12 protein-coding genes are annotated in these 16,204 nt (G+C 34.5%); 7 read left to right on the top strand and 5 right to left on the bottom strand.

The annotated features are described in order from the left end of the window. Positions 1-64 precede the first annotated feature (64 nt). The 5 genes from AP058_RS06365 (at position 65) to AP058_RS06345 (ending at position 3,263) form a co-directional block, all read left to right on the top strand. Complete coding sequence (locus AP058_RS06365) at positions 65-667, top strand: lactate utilization protein B/C (protein WP_066308034.1); 603 nt, start codon at positions 65-67, stop codon at positions 665-667. Between the two features lies 1 nt (position 668). Then, complete coding sequence (locus AP058_RS06360; protein ID WP_066308030.1) at positions 669-1,472, top strand: phosphatidate cytidylyltransferase; 804 nt, start codon at positions 669-671, stop codon at positions 1,470-1,472. Continuing rightward, a complete protein-coding gene (locus AP058_RS06355) occupies positions 1,462-2,118 on the top strand; it encodes a phosphatidylserine decarboxylase family protein (RefSeq protein WP_066308306.1) in 657 nt (218 codons plus the stop codon). The genes AP058_RS06360 and AP058_RS06355 overlap by 11 nt, the downstream gene beginning before the upstream one ends. Next, positions 2,118-2,390 (top strand): acyl-CoA-binding protein, encoded by a 273-nt coding sequence (locus AP058_RS06350; RefSeq protein ID WP_066308028.1) that lies wholly within the window; start codon positions 2,118-2,120, stop codon positions 2,388-2,390. Before AP058_RS06355 ends, AP058_RS06350 begins: the two co-directional genes overlap by 1 nt. A gap of 84 nt (positions 2,391-2,474) precedes the next feature. Continuing rightward, positions 2,475-3,263 carry a superoxide dismutase gene (locus AP058_RS06345; protein WP_066308026.1) on the top strand — a complete coding sequence of 263 codons (789 nt, stop codon included), beginning with the start codon at positions 2,475-2,477 and terminating at the stop codon, positions 3,261-3,263. Between the two features lie 91 nt (positions 3,264-3,354). Here the strand turns inward: AP058_RS06345 and pheT are convergent, their stop codons facing one another. The 5 genes from pheT to recG all read right to left on the bottom strand — a co-directional run bounded on the left by pheT (position 3,355) and on the right by recG (position 14,005). Beyond that, on the bottom strand, positions 3,355-5,775 hold the full coding sequence (gene pheT / locus AP058_RS06340; protein WP_066308024.1) for a phenylalanine--tRNA ligase subunit beta: 2,421 nt from the start codon (positions 5,773-5,775) through the stop codon (positions 3,355-3,357). A gap of 304 nt (positions 5,776-6,079) precedes the next feature. Next, the gene (locus AP058_RS06335) at positions 6,080-7,393 is read right to left on the bottom strand and encodes a TolC family protein (protein WP_066308303.1); all 1,314 of its coding nucleotides are present in this window, start codon (positions 7,391-7,393) and stop codon (positions 6,080-6,082) included. 4 nt (positions 7,394-7,397) lie between these two features. Next, positions 7,398-10,499 carry an efflux RND transporter permease subunit gene (locus AP058_RS06330; protein WP_066308022.1) on the bottom strand — a complete coding sequence of 1,034 codons (3,102 nt, stop codon included), beginning with the start codon at positions 10,497-10,499 and terminating at the stop codon, positions 7,398-7,400. 66 nt (positions 10,500-10,565) lie between these two features. Further along, positions 10,566-11,627, bottom strand: a complete 1,062-nt coding sequence (locus AP058_RS06325; RefSeq protein ID WP_066308020.1) for an efflux RND transporter periplasmic adaptor subunit — start codon at positions 11,625-11,627, stop codon at positions 10,566-10,568. Between the two features lie 272 nt (positions 11,628-11,899). Further along, on the bottom strand, positions 11,900-14,005 hold the full coding sequence (recG, locus tag AP058_RS06320; RefSeq protein WP_066308017.1) for an ATP-dependent DNA helicase RecG: 2,106 nt from the start codon (positions 14,003-14,005) through the stop codon (positions 11,900-11,902). Between the two features lie 326 nt (positions 14,006-14,331). Here recG and AP058_RS06315 point away from each other — a divergent pair, with 326 nt between their 5' ends. Then, on the top strand, positions 14,332-15,534 hold the full coding sequence (locus AP058_RS06315) for an ATP-binding protein (protein WP_066308014.1): 1,203 nt from the start codon (positions 14,332-14,334) through the stop codon (positions 15,532-15,534). An 80-nt stretch (positions 15,535-15,614) separates the two neighbouring features. Then, on the top strand, positions 15,615-16,163 hold the full coding sequence (locus AP058_RS06310) for a DUF1697 domain-containing protein (protein ID WP_066308012.1): 549 nt from the start codon (positions 15,615-15,617) through the stop codon (positions 16,161-16,163). The last annotated feature ends 41 nt before the right edge of the window (positions 16,164-16,204 follow it).

Raw genomic sequence — 16,204 nt, 5'->3', positions numbered from 1 at the left:
TTTTGAATTAAGATTTTTTTATCTTTGAACGTTTTCAACTAACTTGTAAAGTACTACATAGATAATGAATTTTTTTAAAAAGATATTTGGCTCTAGTAACGACGCATCCGAAGAGGAAAACACTAGCGAGTATTATAGCCCCACTACTGATCCTGAGCTTTCACCTGACGAGCAGTTCATTTTTAATTTTAAAAAAAATGGAGGTAAATTTTTATATTGTGAAAATTTAAAAGAAGTTAGTGAGCAATTCGAAAATATATTAGCAGAAAACGACTGGTTTGAAAATCATGCGATATGCTATGAACCTCGACTTTTTAAGCTTTTAAACGAAAATAAGATACCGTTTCAAAATAGTACAGATGCTAAATTTTTATTAGCGGCCTGCGAAAATTTAATTGCAGAAGAGGGATCTATTTTATTTTCTTCGAAACAAATTAAACAACATAAACCTAACGAGTTACCTATAAATATTGTAATTGTAGGAACAACAAGTCAAATTTTGCATACTAAAAGTGATGCATTGAGTGCTATAAAAAGAAAGTACGACAAAGATATTCCAACCAATATCACGGCTATGAAATACTTTGAAAAAGCAAAAGAAGAAGATTTTACACAATACGGTAGCGTTGCTAAAAACCTCTATCTGTTGTTATTAGAAGATTTATAATATGAATGAGACCCTCAAGAGAGCACTTTCTGGAGCTGTATACATAATATTATTAATTGCTTCCATTCGATATTCAACGGATAGCTTTTTTTTACTATTCGGTATATTTTTGCTTATCGCAGTTTATGAATTTTGTTTACTAGTTAAACTGAACGTGATATTCCCGTTCATACTTGCGACCGCTTTGTATAGTTTAGCTTATCAGTATCATTTAGATCGCACTTACGATCAGATACTGTTGTTTATTGCACTACTATCCACGGTGAGATGCATTTTTTTCTTATTTGATGATAATAAAGTTGATTTTAATATCTTTCAGAAGTATTTTTACCTGGTAGGTTATATAGTTTTACCTTTCATTTTTATCACTAAAATCCCATTTGGAATAAAAGGATATAATCCAAAGATCATCATAAGCATCTTTATTTTGATTTGGACTAATGATACCTTTGCGTATATTGTTGGAAAATCTATTGGTAAAAATAAATTATTTGAAAAAATATCACCTAAAAAAACAATTGAAGGTTTTCTAGGCGGAGTAGTTTTTACCATTATTGCCAGCTTGTTAATTTCAGAATATTATATTGACGGAGCGCACTCTGTTTGGGTTAATATCGCTATTATTGCAGCTATTTTTGGAACCGTTGGTGATTTAGTGGAATCTAAGTTTAAACGTGTGGCAGGAGTAAAAGATAGTGGTGCCATCATGCCAGGACACGGTGGTGTTTTAGATCGCTTAGATAGTATTATATTTGTAGCACCAATTGTATTTTTATTATATCAAATTTTATATTATGTTTCATAAAGAAGGAACTGGATCGATTTTTTTAGCAACAATTTTCACAGCAGTCGTACTATTAGGTACCGATTATTTCATAACTGAAATGGTTTGGTTGAGAATGGCCTTGCAAATTGGAGCACTTTTAGTTTTAATTATTGTTTTGCAATTTTTTAGAAATCCTAAAAGAAGTGCAATTATTGATTCTAATACAATTATCGCTCCTGTAGATGGAAAAGTTGTTGTTATTGAAGAAGTCTACGAATCCGAATACTTTAAAGATCAACGTCTTCAAATTTCGATTTTTATGTCTCCTCTAAATGTGCATGTTACGCGTTACGCAATTAGCGGACTGGTAAAATTTAGTAAATACCATCCTGGTAAATTTTTAGTAGCTTGGCATCCTAAGGCAAGCGAAGAAAATGAAAGAACCACAATTGTAGTAGAAAACGAAAGTTTTGGTGCAATTTTATACCGTCAAGTTGCTGGTGCATTGGCTAAACGTATCGTAAATTACGCCAAAGAAGGGATGCAGGTTGTTCAAGGAACGGACGCTGGGTTTATCAAATTTGGTTCTAGGGTTGATATATTTTTACCTATCGGTACGCCAATTGATGTAGTTTTAAATCAAAAAGCTATAGGTGGTAAAACTATTATAGCAAAAAAGCTTTAATGACAGTAAAAGATTTAGATACTCGCTTTTCGGACGCGGTGGAAAGTGCTTCGAAAATGACAAAAAATTCCTTAGCACCAGACATGCAATTGCGTTTATATGCTTTTTACAAGCAAGCTACTTTTGGAACTGCTGTATACAACAATTCGAACAGTTTTGATTTAAGAGACGCTTTTAAGACAAATGCTTGGATGCAAATTAGTCATTATACTATTGCTGAAGCGAAAGAGGCCTACATAGAAATAGTAAACACTATTACTGAAATGGAGTAAATGGTATGCTTAAATAAAAGATTTCTTAAGTGAAGCATTTTAAAGCATAACGTAATTATTCCACCAAAAATAATATTTATCTTAATGAAAAAATATCTCCTTTTATCCGTGTTTTTTGCAGCTTCACTTTGTTTGTTTTCTTGTAAAGATGACAATTTAATTGAAGTGGTTGAAGTGCCATTACCAACTAAAGATGAAAAGGTTTTGATTGGAAGTCCTTTGGATGTAAAGGCAGATCCAGGTTCGTTTGATGTGTTGAAGCTTCCTTATGCCTATGATGCGTTAGCACCAATGATTCGTTCTTTAACTTTAGAAATTCATTATTCTAAGCATTATTTAGGCTATACTAATAACTTGAATAAAGCTGTCGCAGGAACTGCGTACGAGAATATGCCAATTGAAGAAATGCTCTATAAATTAGATTTAAATGATGCTGCATTGCGAAACAATGCTGGTGGGTATTACAATCATACCTTATATTGGAAAAGTATGAGTCCGAAAGGTAAGTCAGAACCTGTCGATACAATTGCGGGATCCATAAAAAAAGATTTTGGATCTTATGCTAATTTTACAACTCAGTTTAAAAACAAATCGATGAAACAGTATGGTTCGGGTTGGGCATGGCTTGTTGTCGATAAAGCAGGGAAGTTGCAAATTACGACGACAGACAATCAAGACAATCCGCTAATGAAAAATGCTTTGGTTCCTGGATTGCCGATTATGGTGTTAGATTTATGGGAACACTCATATTACTTAGATTATCAGTATAAAAAGAAAAATTATGTTGATGCTTTTTTTAAAATCATCGACTGGGACAAGGTTAATGAAAATTATAAAGCAGCTTTAAATAAAGTCAAAAATAAGCAGTTTTAAATTGGAAATGCGTTTAACTCATTTTTATAGCAATAAAAAATCCGTTTCAAAACTAGTTTTGAAACGGATTTTTTTATTTAAAAGTATTTCATTATCTTAAATTAGCACCTAGTTCAGTTTCAAAGCTTTTTTGCAGCTTGGCCATTATCTTATCTATTTGTGCATCAGTTAATGTTTTAGCATTGTCTTGAATGGTAAAACTTAACGCATACGATTTTTTACCTTCGGGTAAGTTTGCACCTTGATAAACATCAAATAAATTAACGTCTTTTAAGAGTGATTTTTCAGTTTGTTTGGCCAATGCATAAATACTATCGTACGTTACATTTTGATCAATTAACAACGCTAAATCGCGACGTACTTCCGGGTATTTCGGAATTTCTGTGTATTTAATTTTGCCAGTTATTATTTTCAAAATTAAATCCCAATTAAAATCAGCATAGTAAACGTCTTGCTTGATTCCGAAAGTTTTTAAAATCGATTTCTTAACCACTCCCATATCTACAAGAGCTTCGTGTCCGTAATAAATAGCAGTCCCTTCTGAAAAAATGTCAACTTCTGTTGGATTGTTTGTTAACTTTTGAATTCCCAAACGTGATAGTACTCCAGAAACATATCCTTTCAGTAAAAAGAAATCGGTTGATTTTGATGGATTAGACCACGACTCTTTGTTTCTGTCTCCCGTAATAAAAAGGCTTAAATGTTTGTGCTCTTCGTAACCATTCAAATATTTATGGTATGTTTTTCCGTATTCAAATAATTTTAAATCAGAATTTTTACGATTAATATTATAAGAGATTGCTTCTAATCCAGAAAATAATAAGGACTGTCTCATTGTTGCCAAATCGACACTCAAAGGATTTAGCATGGTTACATTATGTTCTTCTTTTAATAAAGAAGATAATTTTGCGTAGTTCGCAGTGGTCAATGAATTATTCATCATTTCGTGAAATCCTTGCGAATTTAACTGTACCGCAATACTATTTTGAACTTTGTAATCTTCGGTTCTAGGTGAATTCAGAACGGTAGCGTTTAACTTATTTGAAAAGCTAATGTTGTTGTATCCGTAAACACGCAAAATCTCTTCAATTACATCAACTTCTCGCTGCACATCAACGCGGTATGCCGGAATTGTAAGTCCAAGACCAGTTTCAGAAATACTATTAACTTTAATATCTAAAGAAACTAATATTTTCTTGATAGTATCTTTTGGAATTTCCTGTCCAATAATTTTAGAAACATTTTTGAAATTTAAAAAAACAGAAAAATCTTCTATTTTCTTAGGATAGATATCAACGATATCAGATGTAATTTCACCACCAGCAATTTCTTTGATCAGCAGAGCAGCACGCTTTAAAGCATATTCCGTAATGGTTGGATCAATTCCTCTTTCAAAACGGAAAGAAGCATCGGTACTCAACTGGTGCCTCTTGGCTGTTTTTCTGATGCTTACAGGATTAAAGTAAGCACTTTCTAAAAATATAGAAGTCGTACTTTCCGTCACTCCAGATTTTTTTCCTCCGAAAACACCAGCAATACAAAGTGGTCCTTTATCGTCACAGATCATTAAATCTTCTTCATTTAATGTTCTTTCAACATCATCTAAGGTGATAAATTTGGTTCCAGATGGTAATTTCTTTACCGATATTTTACCATTAATTTTTGTAGTATCAAAAGCGTGCAAAGGTTGTCCTAGTTCATGCAACACGTAATTGGTAATGTCTACAATATTGTTTTTTGGCGTAATGCCAATTGCCTTTAATCGATTTTGCAACCAGTTTGGCGAATCTTCAATCGTAATACCAGAAATAGTAACACCACAATAACGAGGTGCAAGTGTTGGCTCTTCTACAGAAACATCAATTTTATTCGTTCGCATGTCCACTCTAAAATTACTTACGGATGGAGTAATAAGTTCAACATGTGTTCCTTTTTGAAGCAACCCAGCTCTTAAATCACGAGCAGTTCCGTAGTGACTCATTGCATCAGCTCGGTTTGGAGTCAATCCAATTTCAAAAACTTCATCATTTTCAATTTCAAAAATACCAGAAACTGGCGTGCCTGGTTTTAATTCTGCGTCCAAAACCATAATTCCGTCATGAGCTGTTCCAAGACCTAGTTCGTCTTCAGCACAGATCATTCCGTGGCTCTCCTGTCCGCGAATTTTACCTTTTTTTATTGTAAATTCAGTTCCTTCTTTATCGTACAAAGCAGTTCCAATAGTTGCTACTGCTACTTTTTGACCAGTAGCAACATTGGCAGCTCCACAAACAATTTGTAATGGATTTGCTTGCCCTATATCAACTGTAGTTATGTTTAGACGATCAGCGTCGGGATGCTTTGCACATGTTAAGACATGGCCAACCACAACGCCTTCCAATCCTCCCTTGACTGATTGGTATTTTTCAACAACTTCAACTTCAAGGCCCAAATCCGTCAATAAAGCGGCTGTTTCTTCTGAAGTATTGTCTATTTTAACGAATTGTTTTAACCAGTTGTACGATATTTTCATGGTAACTTTATTATTCTTTTTTCAAGATGTAAATATAGCGATTGCTTACGGGAGTTTAAAACTATTTTTCTTTTTTATTGTTCAATATAATAGCGTCTATTTGATATTTTACCTCCAGTTTCTACTCATTTGTCCTCAATTAATTGATAGAAAATTGTAACAAAAATGTATCTTCTAAAAATAGGTGTTTTATTTACAAGTAAAAAAAGCTTCCAGAACATAATTGATTTTAAAATCAGCATATTTTGGAAATTTTTTATAGTTTAGTAAAGCATTCTTGTAGCAATTAAGAGCTTGATTTAATCTAAAAATTGATTGTTCCTGTCAATTCTTTTAATGCTATTTCAGATAATTTTGCTTGAAATTGCGCATTGCTGTACCGCAGTTTTGCATTGACATGGTTTAATTGAGCAGTTCTAAATTCTAAAGTGGTAATTGTTCCAATTTTGAATTTATCCATTGTAATATCTAAATTTTGTCTCGCTATCGCTTCGTTATTTGCTTCTAGGCTAATCAAATCAATATTAGTTAAATACGTTTGATAGTTAATTGCTAATTGAGCTATTAAAAACTGATTTTGCTGCTCCAATGAAATAAGAGCATTATCCACTTCAATTTTTGCATTTTTTTCGTTTCTGTTTTGGTTAAAACCATCAAAAATAGTCATCGAGGCTGTAAAGCCGTAATTCAGACCTTTCGAATTTGCTTGGCTTGTAAAGCCTAAACTTGATTTACTATCGGCAAAATTATAACCCGAATTTAAAGTCAAAATCGGATAACGATTTCCTTTTACTTGCTTTAATTGCAGCTCTGCGATGCGATTGTTAATAATTTGTGCTTGTAAAGCTGGATTTTGTTTTTGAGATAAATTTAATAATTCATCATATTTTAGTTGTGCATTTACTTTTAAAGCATCAACTACTGTAAAAGGTGTGTTTGCATCACGAGCTAAGATCTGATTCAGCAGTATCTTGGTATTTTGATAAGTTTCCTTCTGACGTAAAAGCGCAACTTGATCAGTATTTAAATCAACTTGAGCATTTAGTACTTCCAGTTTTGAAGCTTTTCCAATACTAAAACGGTTTTTAGCCAACTGTAATCGCTCTTTTGAAATTGAAATGCTCGAATCTATAGCTGTTAGCTGCTGTTGTTGCTGAACCAAATCGTAATAGTTTAAATTTACTTGTCCTATTTTTAGCAACACCGTCCTCTTTAATTCGTTTTTACCTAATTTTTTCAATTCTTCTAATTGCTCGGCTCTCGCGAACATTCGTAGTCCGTCAAAAACAGTCCAATCTAAGCCAACTCCATAATTTAAATTATTATTTTTAGCATTATCTAAAGCGATAGATGTACCGTCTTGTCTGGTTTGAGACGTGTTTTCAATGCTGTTGTTGTCAACTACTGATGCTTTTGCTATAGGTAACATACCAGCATTACCTATAGTATTATTGTTTTCGCTGATTTGTAAATTATTGGATGCAATTTTTATTTCAAAATTATTATCTAATGCAATTTTTACGGCATCTTCGATAGTCAAAAGTTCCTGTGCATTTACACTTGCTACTGTACATAGAAAGGCAAAGAAAAGACAGAATATATTTTTATTAGAATTCATAGTTTTAATGCTTTTCAATTTCTCTTTCGTATTCATCAATATGGTCAAATTCGGGATAATGTTTGCGTGCTCTGGACCACATAAAGTATAAAGCTGGTATTATAAATAAAGTCAGTACCAAAGAGAAAATAGTTCCCCCTACGATTACCACTCCCATTCCCACACGGCTTGTAGAAGCTGCTCCCAAAGACATTGCGATTGGCAAAGCACCTAATGATATCGCCAAACTTGTCATTAAAATAGGACGCAAACGCGCTTCTGAAGCTTCCACTATTGCTTCATATTTATCTTTTCCTTGTTCGCGGAGTTGGTTTGCAAACTCCACAATTAAAATACCGTTTTTGGTCACCAAACCAATCAGCATAATGGTACCAATTTGACTGAATATATTCCAGGTTTGATCAAACAACCAAAGCGAAAATAAAGCACCCGCTACTGCCATTGGTACGGTTAAAATGATAATAAGTGGATCAATAAAACTCTCAAATTGTGCCGACAATATTAAAAATATTAATAATAAAGCCAGTCCAAACGCAAAGGAGGTATTGGAACTGCTTTCAACAAAGTCACGAGATTCGCCTCCTAAGTCGGTTGTAAAAGTATCATCTAAAACCTTTGCTTTAATTTGATCCATTGCTTCGATACCGTCACTGATACTTTTTCCCGGAGCCAAACCTGCAGAAACCGTAGCCGACATGTATCGATTATTGTGGTACAGTTGTGGTGGATTACTTTGCTCCTCAATAGAAACAACATTATCCATCTGAATTAATTCTCCTTTATTGTTCTTTACAAACATAGACGTTAAGTCCAATGGCTTCGAGCGATCTTTTTCGTCAAACTGACCGATAACTTCATACTGCTTGCCATTTTTAATAAAATAGCCAAAGCGCTGTCCGCTTAAAGAAAGCTGCAATGTTTGTGCAATATCTTTAATTGAAATGCCTAAACTTTGCGCTTTTTCTCTGTCGATGCTCACATTTAATTCGGGTTTGTTGAATTTTAGATTTACATCAGTCATGGAGAACACATCACTTTTAGATGCTTCATCCATAAATAATGGAATTTTTTCTTCTAAGTTTTTAAAGTTTTGTGCCTGTATAATGTACTGAATGGGTAAGCCTCCACGTCTATTTACCGCAATTGTGGGTTGCTGGGTAACCGATGTCCGTGCTTCAGGATATTGGCTTGTCCATTGTGAAAGTTTATCTACAATTTCTTGTTGAGAACGTTCTCTTTCGCCTTTTTCTTTCAAGGTTATACGAACAAAACCACTGTTGACCGAAGAGGAACCGTAGCCAGGGGAGGAAACCACCAAAGCCACTTTCTTCTCTGGTATAGAATCATCAACCAGTTTAGAGATTTCTTGCATGAATCGATCGGTATATTCATAGGTGGAACCTTCTGGCGTAGCCATTCGCATCACAATAGAGCTACGATCGTCGTAAGGAGCAGTTTCTTTTTTCAATACATTAAAAAACAAATAAATCATTCCAAAGCAGGCAATAATAATTGGAAAACTCAGCCATTTTTTAGCCATAAATTTCTTCAATGCGTTGGCATAACCACTATTTAATTGTTCAAAATACGGTTCGGTTCTTATATAAAATTTTGATTTTTTCTGTTCTCCACCTTTCATTAAATAAGCGTTCAACATGGGTGTCAATGTTAGGGAGACAAAGGCAGAAATAAGTACGGCGGCGCCAATTACGACCCCAAATTCTCGAAACAGTCGGCCCACAAAACCTTCTAAGAAAATCACCGGTAAAAAGACCGCTGCCAAGGTAACTGAAATAGAAATTACGGCAAAAAATATTTCGTTAGAACCTTTGATCGCTGCCTCAATTGGCGACATTCCTTCTTCGACCTTCTTAAATATGTTCTCGGTAACTACAATTCCGTCATCGACGACCAAACCTGTAGCCAATACAATCGCTAGCAAAGTCAATACATTGATCGAGAAGCCGAACATCCACATAATAAAGAAGGTAGCGATTAACGAAACAGGAATGTCAATTAATGGACGAAATGCAATAGCCCAATCTCTAAAAAATAAATAAATAATTAAAATTACAAGAACGATCGAAATTCCTAGTGTTTCGGCTACTTCTAAAACTGAATTTTTAACAAAAATCGTATTGTCAAGCGCAATATTTAGTTTAATATCTCGCGGTAAATCTTTTTGTAGTGCATCAAATTTTTTGTAGAATTCAGTGGAGATATCCAAGTAGTTAGCACCTGGCATTGGTACAATGGCCAAACCAATCATCGGTTTGCCAGATTGACTCAGCTTGGTTTCTATATTTTCTGGTCCTAAAACTGCCGTTCCTACATCGCTAAATCGAACTGTTTTTTCGCCTTCCGAACGGACAATAATATTGTTAAACTGTTCGGCAGTAGCTAAATTTCCAACTGTTTTCACGGTCAATTCGGTGTTGCTACCGGTCAATTTCCCTGAAGGTAATTCTACGTTTTGTGCATTTAAGGCATCTCTAATTTCGGATACAGTTATGCCATACGAAGCTAATTTGACAGGGTCAATCCACAAACGCATCGCGTATCGCTTTTGTCCCCAAATTTGCACACTGCTGACACCAGGGATCGTTTCGAGTCTTTGCGAAATGACATTTTCGGCATAATCACTCAATTCCAATTGGCTTCGAGTTTCACTTTGCACGGTCATCGATATAATAGCATCTCCATCGGCATCTGCCTTGGAAACCACAGGAGGCGCATCGATATCTTGCGGAAGACTTCGAATAGCACGCGAAACTTTGTCACGCACATCATTTGCAGCTTCTTCTAAATCTTTATCTAAATTAAATTCGATTGTAATATTACTACTTCCTTGATTGCTCGACGATGTGATGTTTCGAATTCCATCGATGGCGTTAATAGCTTTTTCGAGTGGCTCAGTAATTTGAGATTCGATAATATCAGAATTGGCTCCCGTGTAACTCGTTCGAACCGAAACCTGAGCAGGATCAATTGAAGGAAATTCCCGAACGCCCAAAAAGCTGTATCCAATTAGTCCAAACAAAATAATGGTAACATTTAGGACAATGGTTAGAACGGGTCTTTTTATACTAATGGTGGATAAACTCATTATATTTTTTTATTTTTTGGAGTTTAATTTTTTACTTTAAACAATGACTGTGTTGTAATTCTAAGTTTAGTTTTTAATCTGAACTTTTACTGGAGTTTCGTTTTTTAACGTCATTACACCACTTGTAATTAAAGTGTCTCCCACGTTTAAACCAGAAAGTATCAAAATGTCAGATTCAGTTCTTGTCGCGGCATCAACCATTACCTCTTTGGCTTTTCCATTGTTAGAAATGAAAACTTTTTTTCCACCTTGAACAGGAATAATTGCTTCCGAAGGAACAACAATGGCATCGGTTATTGTTGCCAAAGGCAAATGCACTTCTGCAAAAGTTCCAGGAAATAATTTACCTTGTTGATTCTCTGCAATGGCACGTATTTGTAGTGTTCTTGTCGCTACTTCAACCTCGGGTTCAATAGCATAAATAATTGCAGTATGATTTGCCGAAGACCCAGAAACTGTAAAATTGACTACTGTTTTGTTTTTAACTTGCGTGGCATATTTTTCTGGCACTGAAAAGGTAATTTTTAATTGATTGGTGTTTACTAATTTGGCAACCAAAATGGCTGGAGTAATGTAGGTTCCTGGAGAAATCGATCGTAAACCAATCTTACCTGAAAAAGGAGCTTTTACAGCTGTTTTTGCTATTTGAGCACGAACCAATTGCGTTTGTGCTTTAGTGGAAGCAAAGTCGGCGTTGGCTACATCATATTCTTCTTGGCTAATTGCTTCTTTTTGAAGTAATAGTTTGGCACGTCTTGCATTTTCTCCAGCTAAGCCTTCTTTGGTCACTGCTTGTTGCAATTGTGCTTTTAACTCGATGTCGTTTACTTTAAATAAAACTTGACCTTTTTTTACAAAAGTGCCTTCGCTAAAATAGATGCCTTCTACAATTCCAGAAACTTCACTTCGAATTTCAACCTGCTCATTGGCTTCTATCGAGCCAGAAAGTGACAGAGTGTTATTAAAAGTCGAGCTCTTTACAACTACTCCGCTTACTTGCATGGCTGTTTTATTTCCTTTAAAATTTTTTGCAGCAGCATTTTTCTCTTTGTTAGCAAAAATTCGGAAAGTTATAAAACCCACAATTATAATTGCGAGTAAGACGAGAACTAAGTTTTTTAATTTCATTGGTATGGAAGTAAACTAGAATTAATTAACATTTAATAAGTAAGATTGCAAATTTAGGTTTTTGTAAACAATAGAAGCGCGCTTCTCGGCACTTTAACAATTGTATATACAACTATTGCTTCGCAAATGAACAAACAGCACCAGTTTAGACCGAAAAAAACAGCAAAGGTTTAATATAGTTTTTATACAAAAAAAACAGATCAATTAATTATTAGAGGACCTAATTGGCATAATTAAAGCGTAAAAATTCTCATAATTTTTGTAAAATAAAATCAACTTATATAGTTCCAGATATTTTTCTTTTTAGTCAGTTCAATGTAAACAGATCGCATAGTTGCGTGTTCTGGTAACTGCAAAGCCGAGTCCTTTTTAAGTATGGTCATGGCGTAATTACGTGCTAGAGCCAGAATATCTCTGTCCTTTACAATATCAGCAATTTGAAGATTAAGTACGCCACTTTGCTGTGTTCCCATTAAATCGCCTGGACCTCTAAGTTTTAAGTCTACTTCTGCAATTTCAAAACCATCATTGGTTTGTACCATGGTTTCCATTCGGGTTTTGCTATCGGCGCTCAACTTATATGAAGTCATTAAAATACAATAACTTTGTTCGGCACCTCGACCAACACGGCCTCTCAATTGGTGCAATTGAGAAAGACCAAAACGCTCGGCACTTTCAATAATCATCACACTAGCATTTGGTACATTAACGCCGACCTCAATCACTGTAGTTGCCACCATTATGTTAGTTTTTCCTTCTGAAAATCGTTTCATCTCGGCATCTTTATCAGCGGGTTTCATTTTTCCGTGTAATATTGAAATCGAGTATTGCGGCAGCGGAAAATCTCTAGAAATACTTTCGTAACCGTCCATTAAATCTTTGTAGTCCATTTTTTCAGATTCCTGAATTAGCGGATAAACTATATATATCTGTCGGCCTAATGCAATTTCATCGCGCAAGAATTTCCATACTTTCAAACGATTACTATCGAAACGGTGCACAGTTTGAATTGGTTTTCTGCCAGGAGGCAACTCGTCAATCACCGAAATATCCAAGTCTCCATACAAACTCATCGCTAAAGTTCTCGGGATAGGAGTAGCGGTCATTACTAGAACGTGCGGCGGAATGGTGTTTTTCTTCCATAACTTCGAGCGTTGCTCGACTCCGAAACGATGTTGCTCATCGATAACTGCTAATCCTAAATTTTTAAATTTCACTTTATCTTCCAATAAAGCATGCGTTCCTATTAAAATGTGCAGGCTTCCATTTTCTAATTCTTCGTGAATAATTCGTCTGGCTGCAATCTTACTAGAGCCAGTTAGTATTTTTATATTGATGTTTAAAGTCTGTGCTAACTCTGAAAGTCCCACAAAATGCTGATTGGCTAAAATTTCCGTTGGCGCCATCAAGCAGGCTTGAAAACCATTATCTATGGCAAGTAGAATACTCATAAAGGCAACAATGGTTTTTCCTGAACCCACGTCACCTTGCAACAAACGATTCATTTGCGCATTGCTACCCATATCGGCACGAATTTCTTTAATTACGCGCTTTTGTGCATTTGTTAAATTAAAAGGCAAGTGATCTTGATAAAATTCATTAAAATAGTGACCCACTTGGGTAAACGGATGCCCCTTTATTTTATGTTTCTGGATGAGATTTTTGGTAATTAACTGCAACTGAATAAAGAACAGTTCTTCAAATTTTAGGCGGAATTGCGCTTTCGCTAAAAGTTCAGTGCTTTTGGGAAAATGAATGTTAAACAAAGCCGCCTTTTTAGGAATTAGTTTGAGTTCATTAATTAAATAATCAGGCAAAGTTTCGATAAACAAGGTTTGTGTTTCGATAAACAATTGCTCCATCAATTTATTAATGACCCGATTCGTAATACCACGATTAGCTAATTTTTCGGTAGAAGGATAAACAGGTTGCATCGCCGAGCGTAGACTTTTTTGATGTTCTGCTAGGACTTCAATTTCAGGATGAGACATATTAAACATGCCATTAAACGAAGTGCACTTTCCAAAAATAACAGAAACTTCATTTATTTTTAGCGCTTCTTTAATCCATTTTATTCCTTGAAACCAAACCAATTCCATCTGCCCAGTATCATCCACGAAAGTGGCAACCAAACGTTTTTGATTTTTACCAAATTCAACTGTTTTTATATTTACGATCTTACCAATAATTTGCATTTCGGTAGTCGCATTTTGTAATTCATTAATTTTATAATAACGCGTTCTGTCAATATATCGATTGGGAAAAAAGTTAACCAAATCACGGTATTTATGAATGCCCAACTCTTTTCGAAGTAATTCGCCTCGATTGGGACCGACGCCTTTTAAATATTCGATTGGAGTTAGTAGCAGATTTGACATTGTAGAAATTGAAAATTATAAAATGAGTTTGTAAATAATAAGAGCTAAGTCAGATGTTGAAAATAGATTTGGTTCTATAAACTTAATCCAATGTCTTTATTTTTTTTCTTTTTGCTTAGTGAAGCGAAGATAGATTATAATTTGGAAATTTTAAAATGAGAAGGTACTGATAAGAGCGGTACGCAACTGTTACTGAAATACTAAAATTAGCTTAAAAAGTTTTAAACAATAAGGTAAAGGTTTGTTAAACAAGAAAAAATAGGTAATAATAGTATGGTAAGAACTGCAAAAATTGTAAATTCATCAAACAAAAATACCATACAATTATGATTAAAGCAGCCTTACATAAAAACGAAGAAGAACGAATGAAATCACTAGAGTCTTATGCTATTTTAGATACCTTATCTGAAACTGAATTTGATAATTTGACTTTTTTAGCTGCGCAAATTTGCGATACTCCCATCTCTTTGGTGACCTTTATAGACAACGATCGCCAATGGTTTAAATCGCGAATTGGTTTAAATGTTTTTCAAACGCCCCGCGATTATGCGTTTTGTACCCATGCGATTAATAAGCCCAATGATGTATTTATTGTTCCAGACAGTAGAGAAGACGAGCGTTTTTTTGACAATCCTGTTGTCATTGGTGAACCTAACGTGGTGTTTTATGCAGGAGTTCCTTTAGTAACTGAGAAAGGATTGCCTTTGGGTACTTTATGTGTGATCGATCAAATTCCTAGAGAGCTAACTCCAAACCAAATTATTTCGTTAAAAGCATTAGCCAATCAAACCTTAAAGTTGCTAGAATTGCGATTGAATAAAATGGAATTGGAAAGCACGATGGGTAAACTTAGAAAAAAAAATGTGGAGCTCGAGAAGTTTGCACAAATCGCAGCACATGACTTAAAGTCTCCCTTAAATAATATTACAGGACTGACCGATTTTTTTGTAGAAAGTTATGGCGAAGCTATTGATCAAGAAGGAAAAGAAATTCTGACTATGATAAAGACTTCTTCGATAAAATTAAAAGAGATGATTGATAGTTTGTTGCTCTACAGTAAATCAGACACCAATTTGCTAGACAGTAAGACAGCAGTAAATCTACAAGAGCTAAAACAAGACCTTACCGATCTTTTTGCCTTTAGTATTAACTGTTCGATAGCGCTGCAATCAAAGCTTGATTTTATAACCATTAATAAAACAGCAATTGAGCAAATTTTAATAAATTTAATTGCTAACGCACTAAAGTACAACGATAAAGAAACTGCAAAAATTGAAATCGAAGTTTTAGAAGAAGAAAATTTTTACAGATTTTTGGTCAAAGACAATGGTTATGGTATCGCAGAAGAGCACCATGAACGAATTTTTCAACTGTTTGAAGTTTTGTCGGCGAATGATCGTTTTGGAGAGAAGGGAAATGGTATTGGGTTGGCGACGGTCAAAAAAATTGTCGAATCGTTACATGGCATCATTTATGTCGAATCTGAATTGGGCGTTGGGTCTAAGTTTGTCTTTACGATTAAAAAATAGTAGCTGCTTATGTTAGATAATTTTACTTTTGTGTGATTAAAATTGATTAAAAAACTACATTTGAATTCTAAAAATAATTCATGACAACTCATTTAGCTTTACTGCGCGGAATCAACGTCTCTGGTCACAATATGATAAAGATGGACGCATTGAAAACTACATTAGAAAATATTGGTTTTCAAAACGTACAGACCTACATTCAGTCTGGAAATGTTTTTTTTGATTCGGAGGCTGAAAACGCGGCATCACTTGGTTTTAAAATTAAACAAGAAATTTTTAAAACTTTTCGTCACGAAGTTCCTGTACTTATTATTTCGAAAGCTGATCTTGAAAGTTGCTTGAAAAACAATCAGTATCTAAAAGAAAAAGAAGTTGATGTCAAAAAACTATACGTTGCTTTTATTTCTCTTACGCTGAAAACAGAGAATATTAACGATTTAAAAATCAGCCAGTTTAAACCAGATGAAGCTTACATCGACGGAAATAAAATTTTTATAAAATATGCCGTTGGAGCTGGCAAGACACGCTTAGATCAAAAATATATTGAGAAAAAGCTAAATTTGAATGCCACAATTCGTAACTGGAATACAGTAAGTACGCTTATGCAAATGTACAACGAGCGTTCTTAATTTTTAAACTAGAATATAACTACATTTGCACTTCATAAAGA

The organism is Flavobacterium sp. TAB 87, from assembly GCF_001529295.1.
Classification (GTDB): Bacteria; Bacteroidota; Bacteroidia; order Flavobacteriales; family Flavobacteriaceae; genus Flavobacterium.
This window is presented reverse-complemented; position numbering and strand designations above follow the sequence as displayed.

Bases quoted from the DNA above. Each gene is read 5' to 3' on its own strand.
- AP058_RS06315 (WP_066308014.1), top strand. From the start codon at position 14,332: ATGATTAAAGCAGCCTTACATAAAAACGAAGAAGAACGAATGAAATCA.
- AP058_RS06325 (WP_066308020.1), bottom strand. From the start codon at position 11,627: ATGAAATTAAAAAACTTAGTTCTCGTCTTACTCGCAATTATAATTGTG.
- pheT (WP_066308024.1), bottom strand. From the start codon at position 5,775: ATGAAAATATCGTACAACTGGTTAAAACAATTCGTTAAAATAGACAAT.
- AP058_RS06350 (WP_066308028.1), top strand. From the start codon at position 2,118: ATGACAGTAAAAGATTTAGATACTCGCTTTTCGGACGCGGTGGAAAGT.
- AP058_RS06330 (WP_066308022.1), bottom strand. From the start codon at position 10,499: ATGAGTTTATCCACCATTAGTATAAAAAGACCCGTTCTAACCATTGTC.
- AP058_RS06360 (WP_066308030.1), top strand. From the start codon at position 669: ATGAATGAGACCCTCAAGAGAGCACTTTCTGGAGCTGTATACATAATA.
- AP058_RS06365 (WP_066308034.1), top strand. From the start codon at position 65: ATGAATTTTTTTAAAAAGATATTTGGCTCTAGTAACGACGCATCCGAA.
- AP058_RS06310 (WP_066308012.1), top strand. From the start codon at position 15,615: ATGACAACTCATTTAGCTTTACTGCGCGGAATCAACGTCTCTGGTCAC.
- recG (WP_066308017.1), bottom strand. From the start codon at position 14,005: ATGTCAAATCTGCTACTAACTCCAATCGAATATTTAAAAGGCGTCGGT.
- AP058_RS06335 (WP_066308303.1), bottom strand. From the start codon at position 7,393: ATGAATTCTAATAAAAATATATTCTGTCTTTTCTTTGCCTTTCTATGT.
- AP058_RS06345 (WP_066308026.1), top strand. From the start codon at position 2,475: ATGAAAAAATATCTCCTTTTATCCGTGTTTTTTGCAGCTTCACTTTGT.
- AP058_RS06355 (WP_066308306.1), top strand. From the start codon at position 1,462: ATGTTTCATAAAGAAGGAACTGGATCGATTTTTTTAGCAACAATTTTC.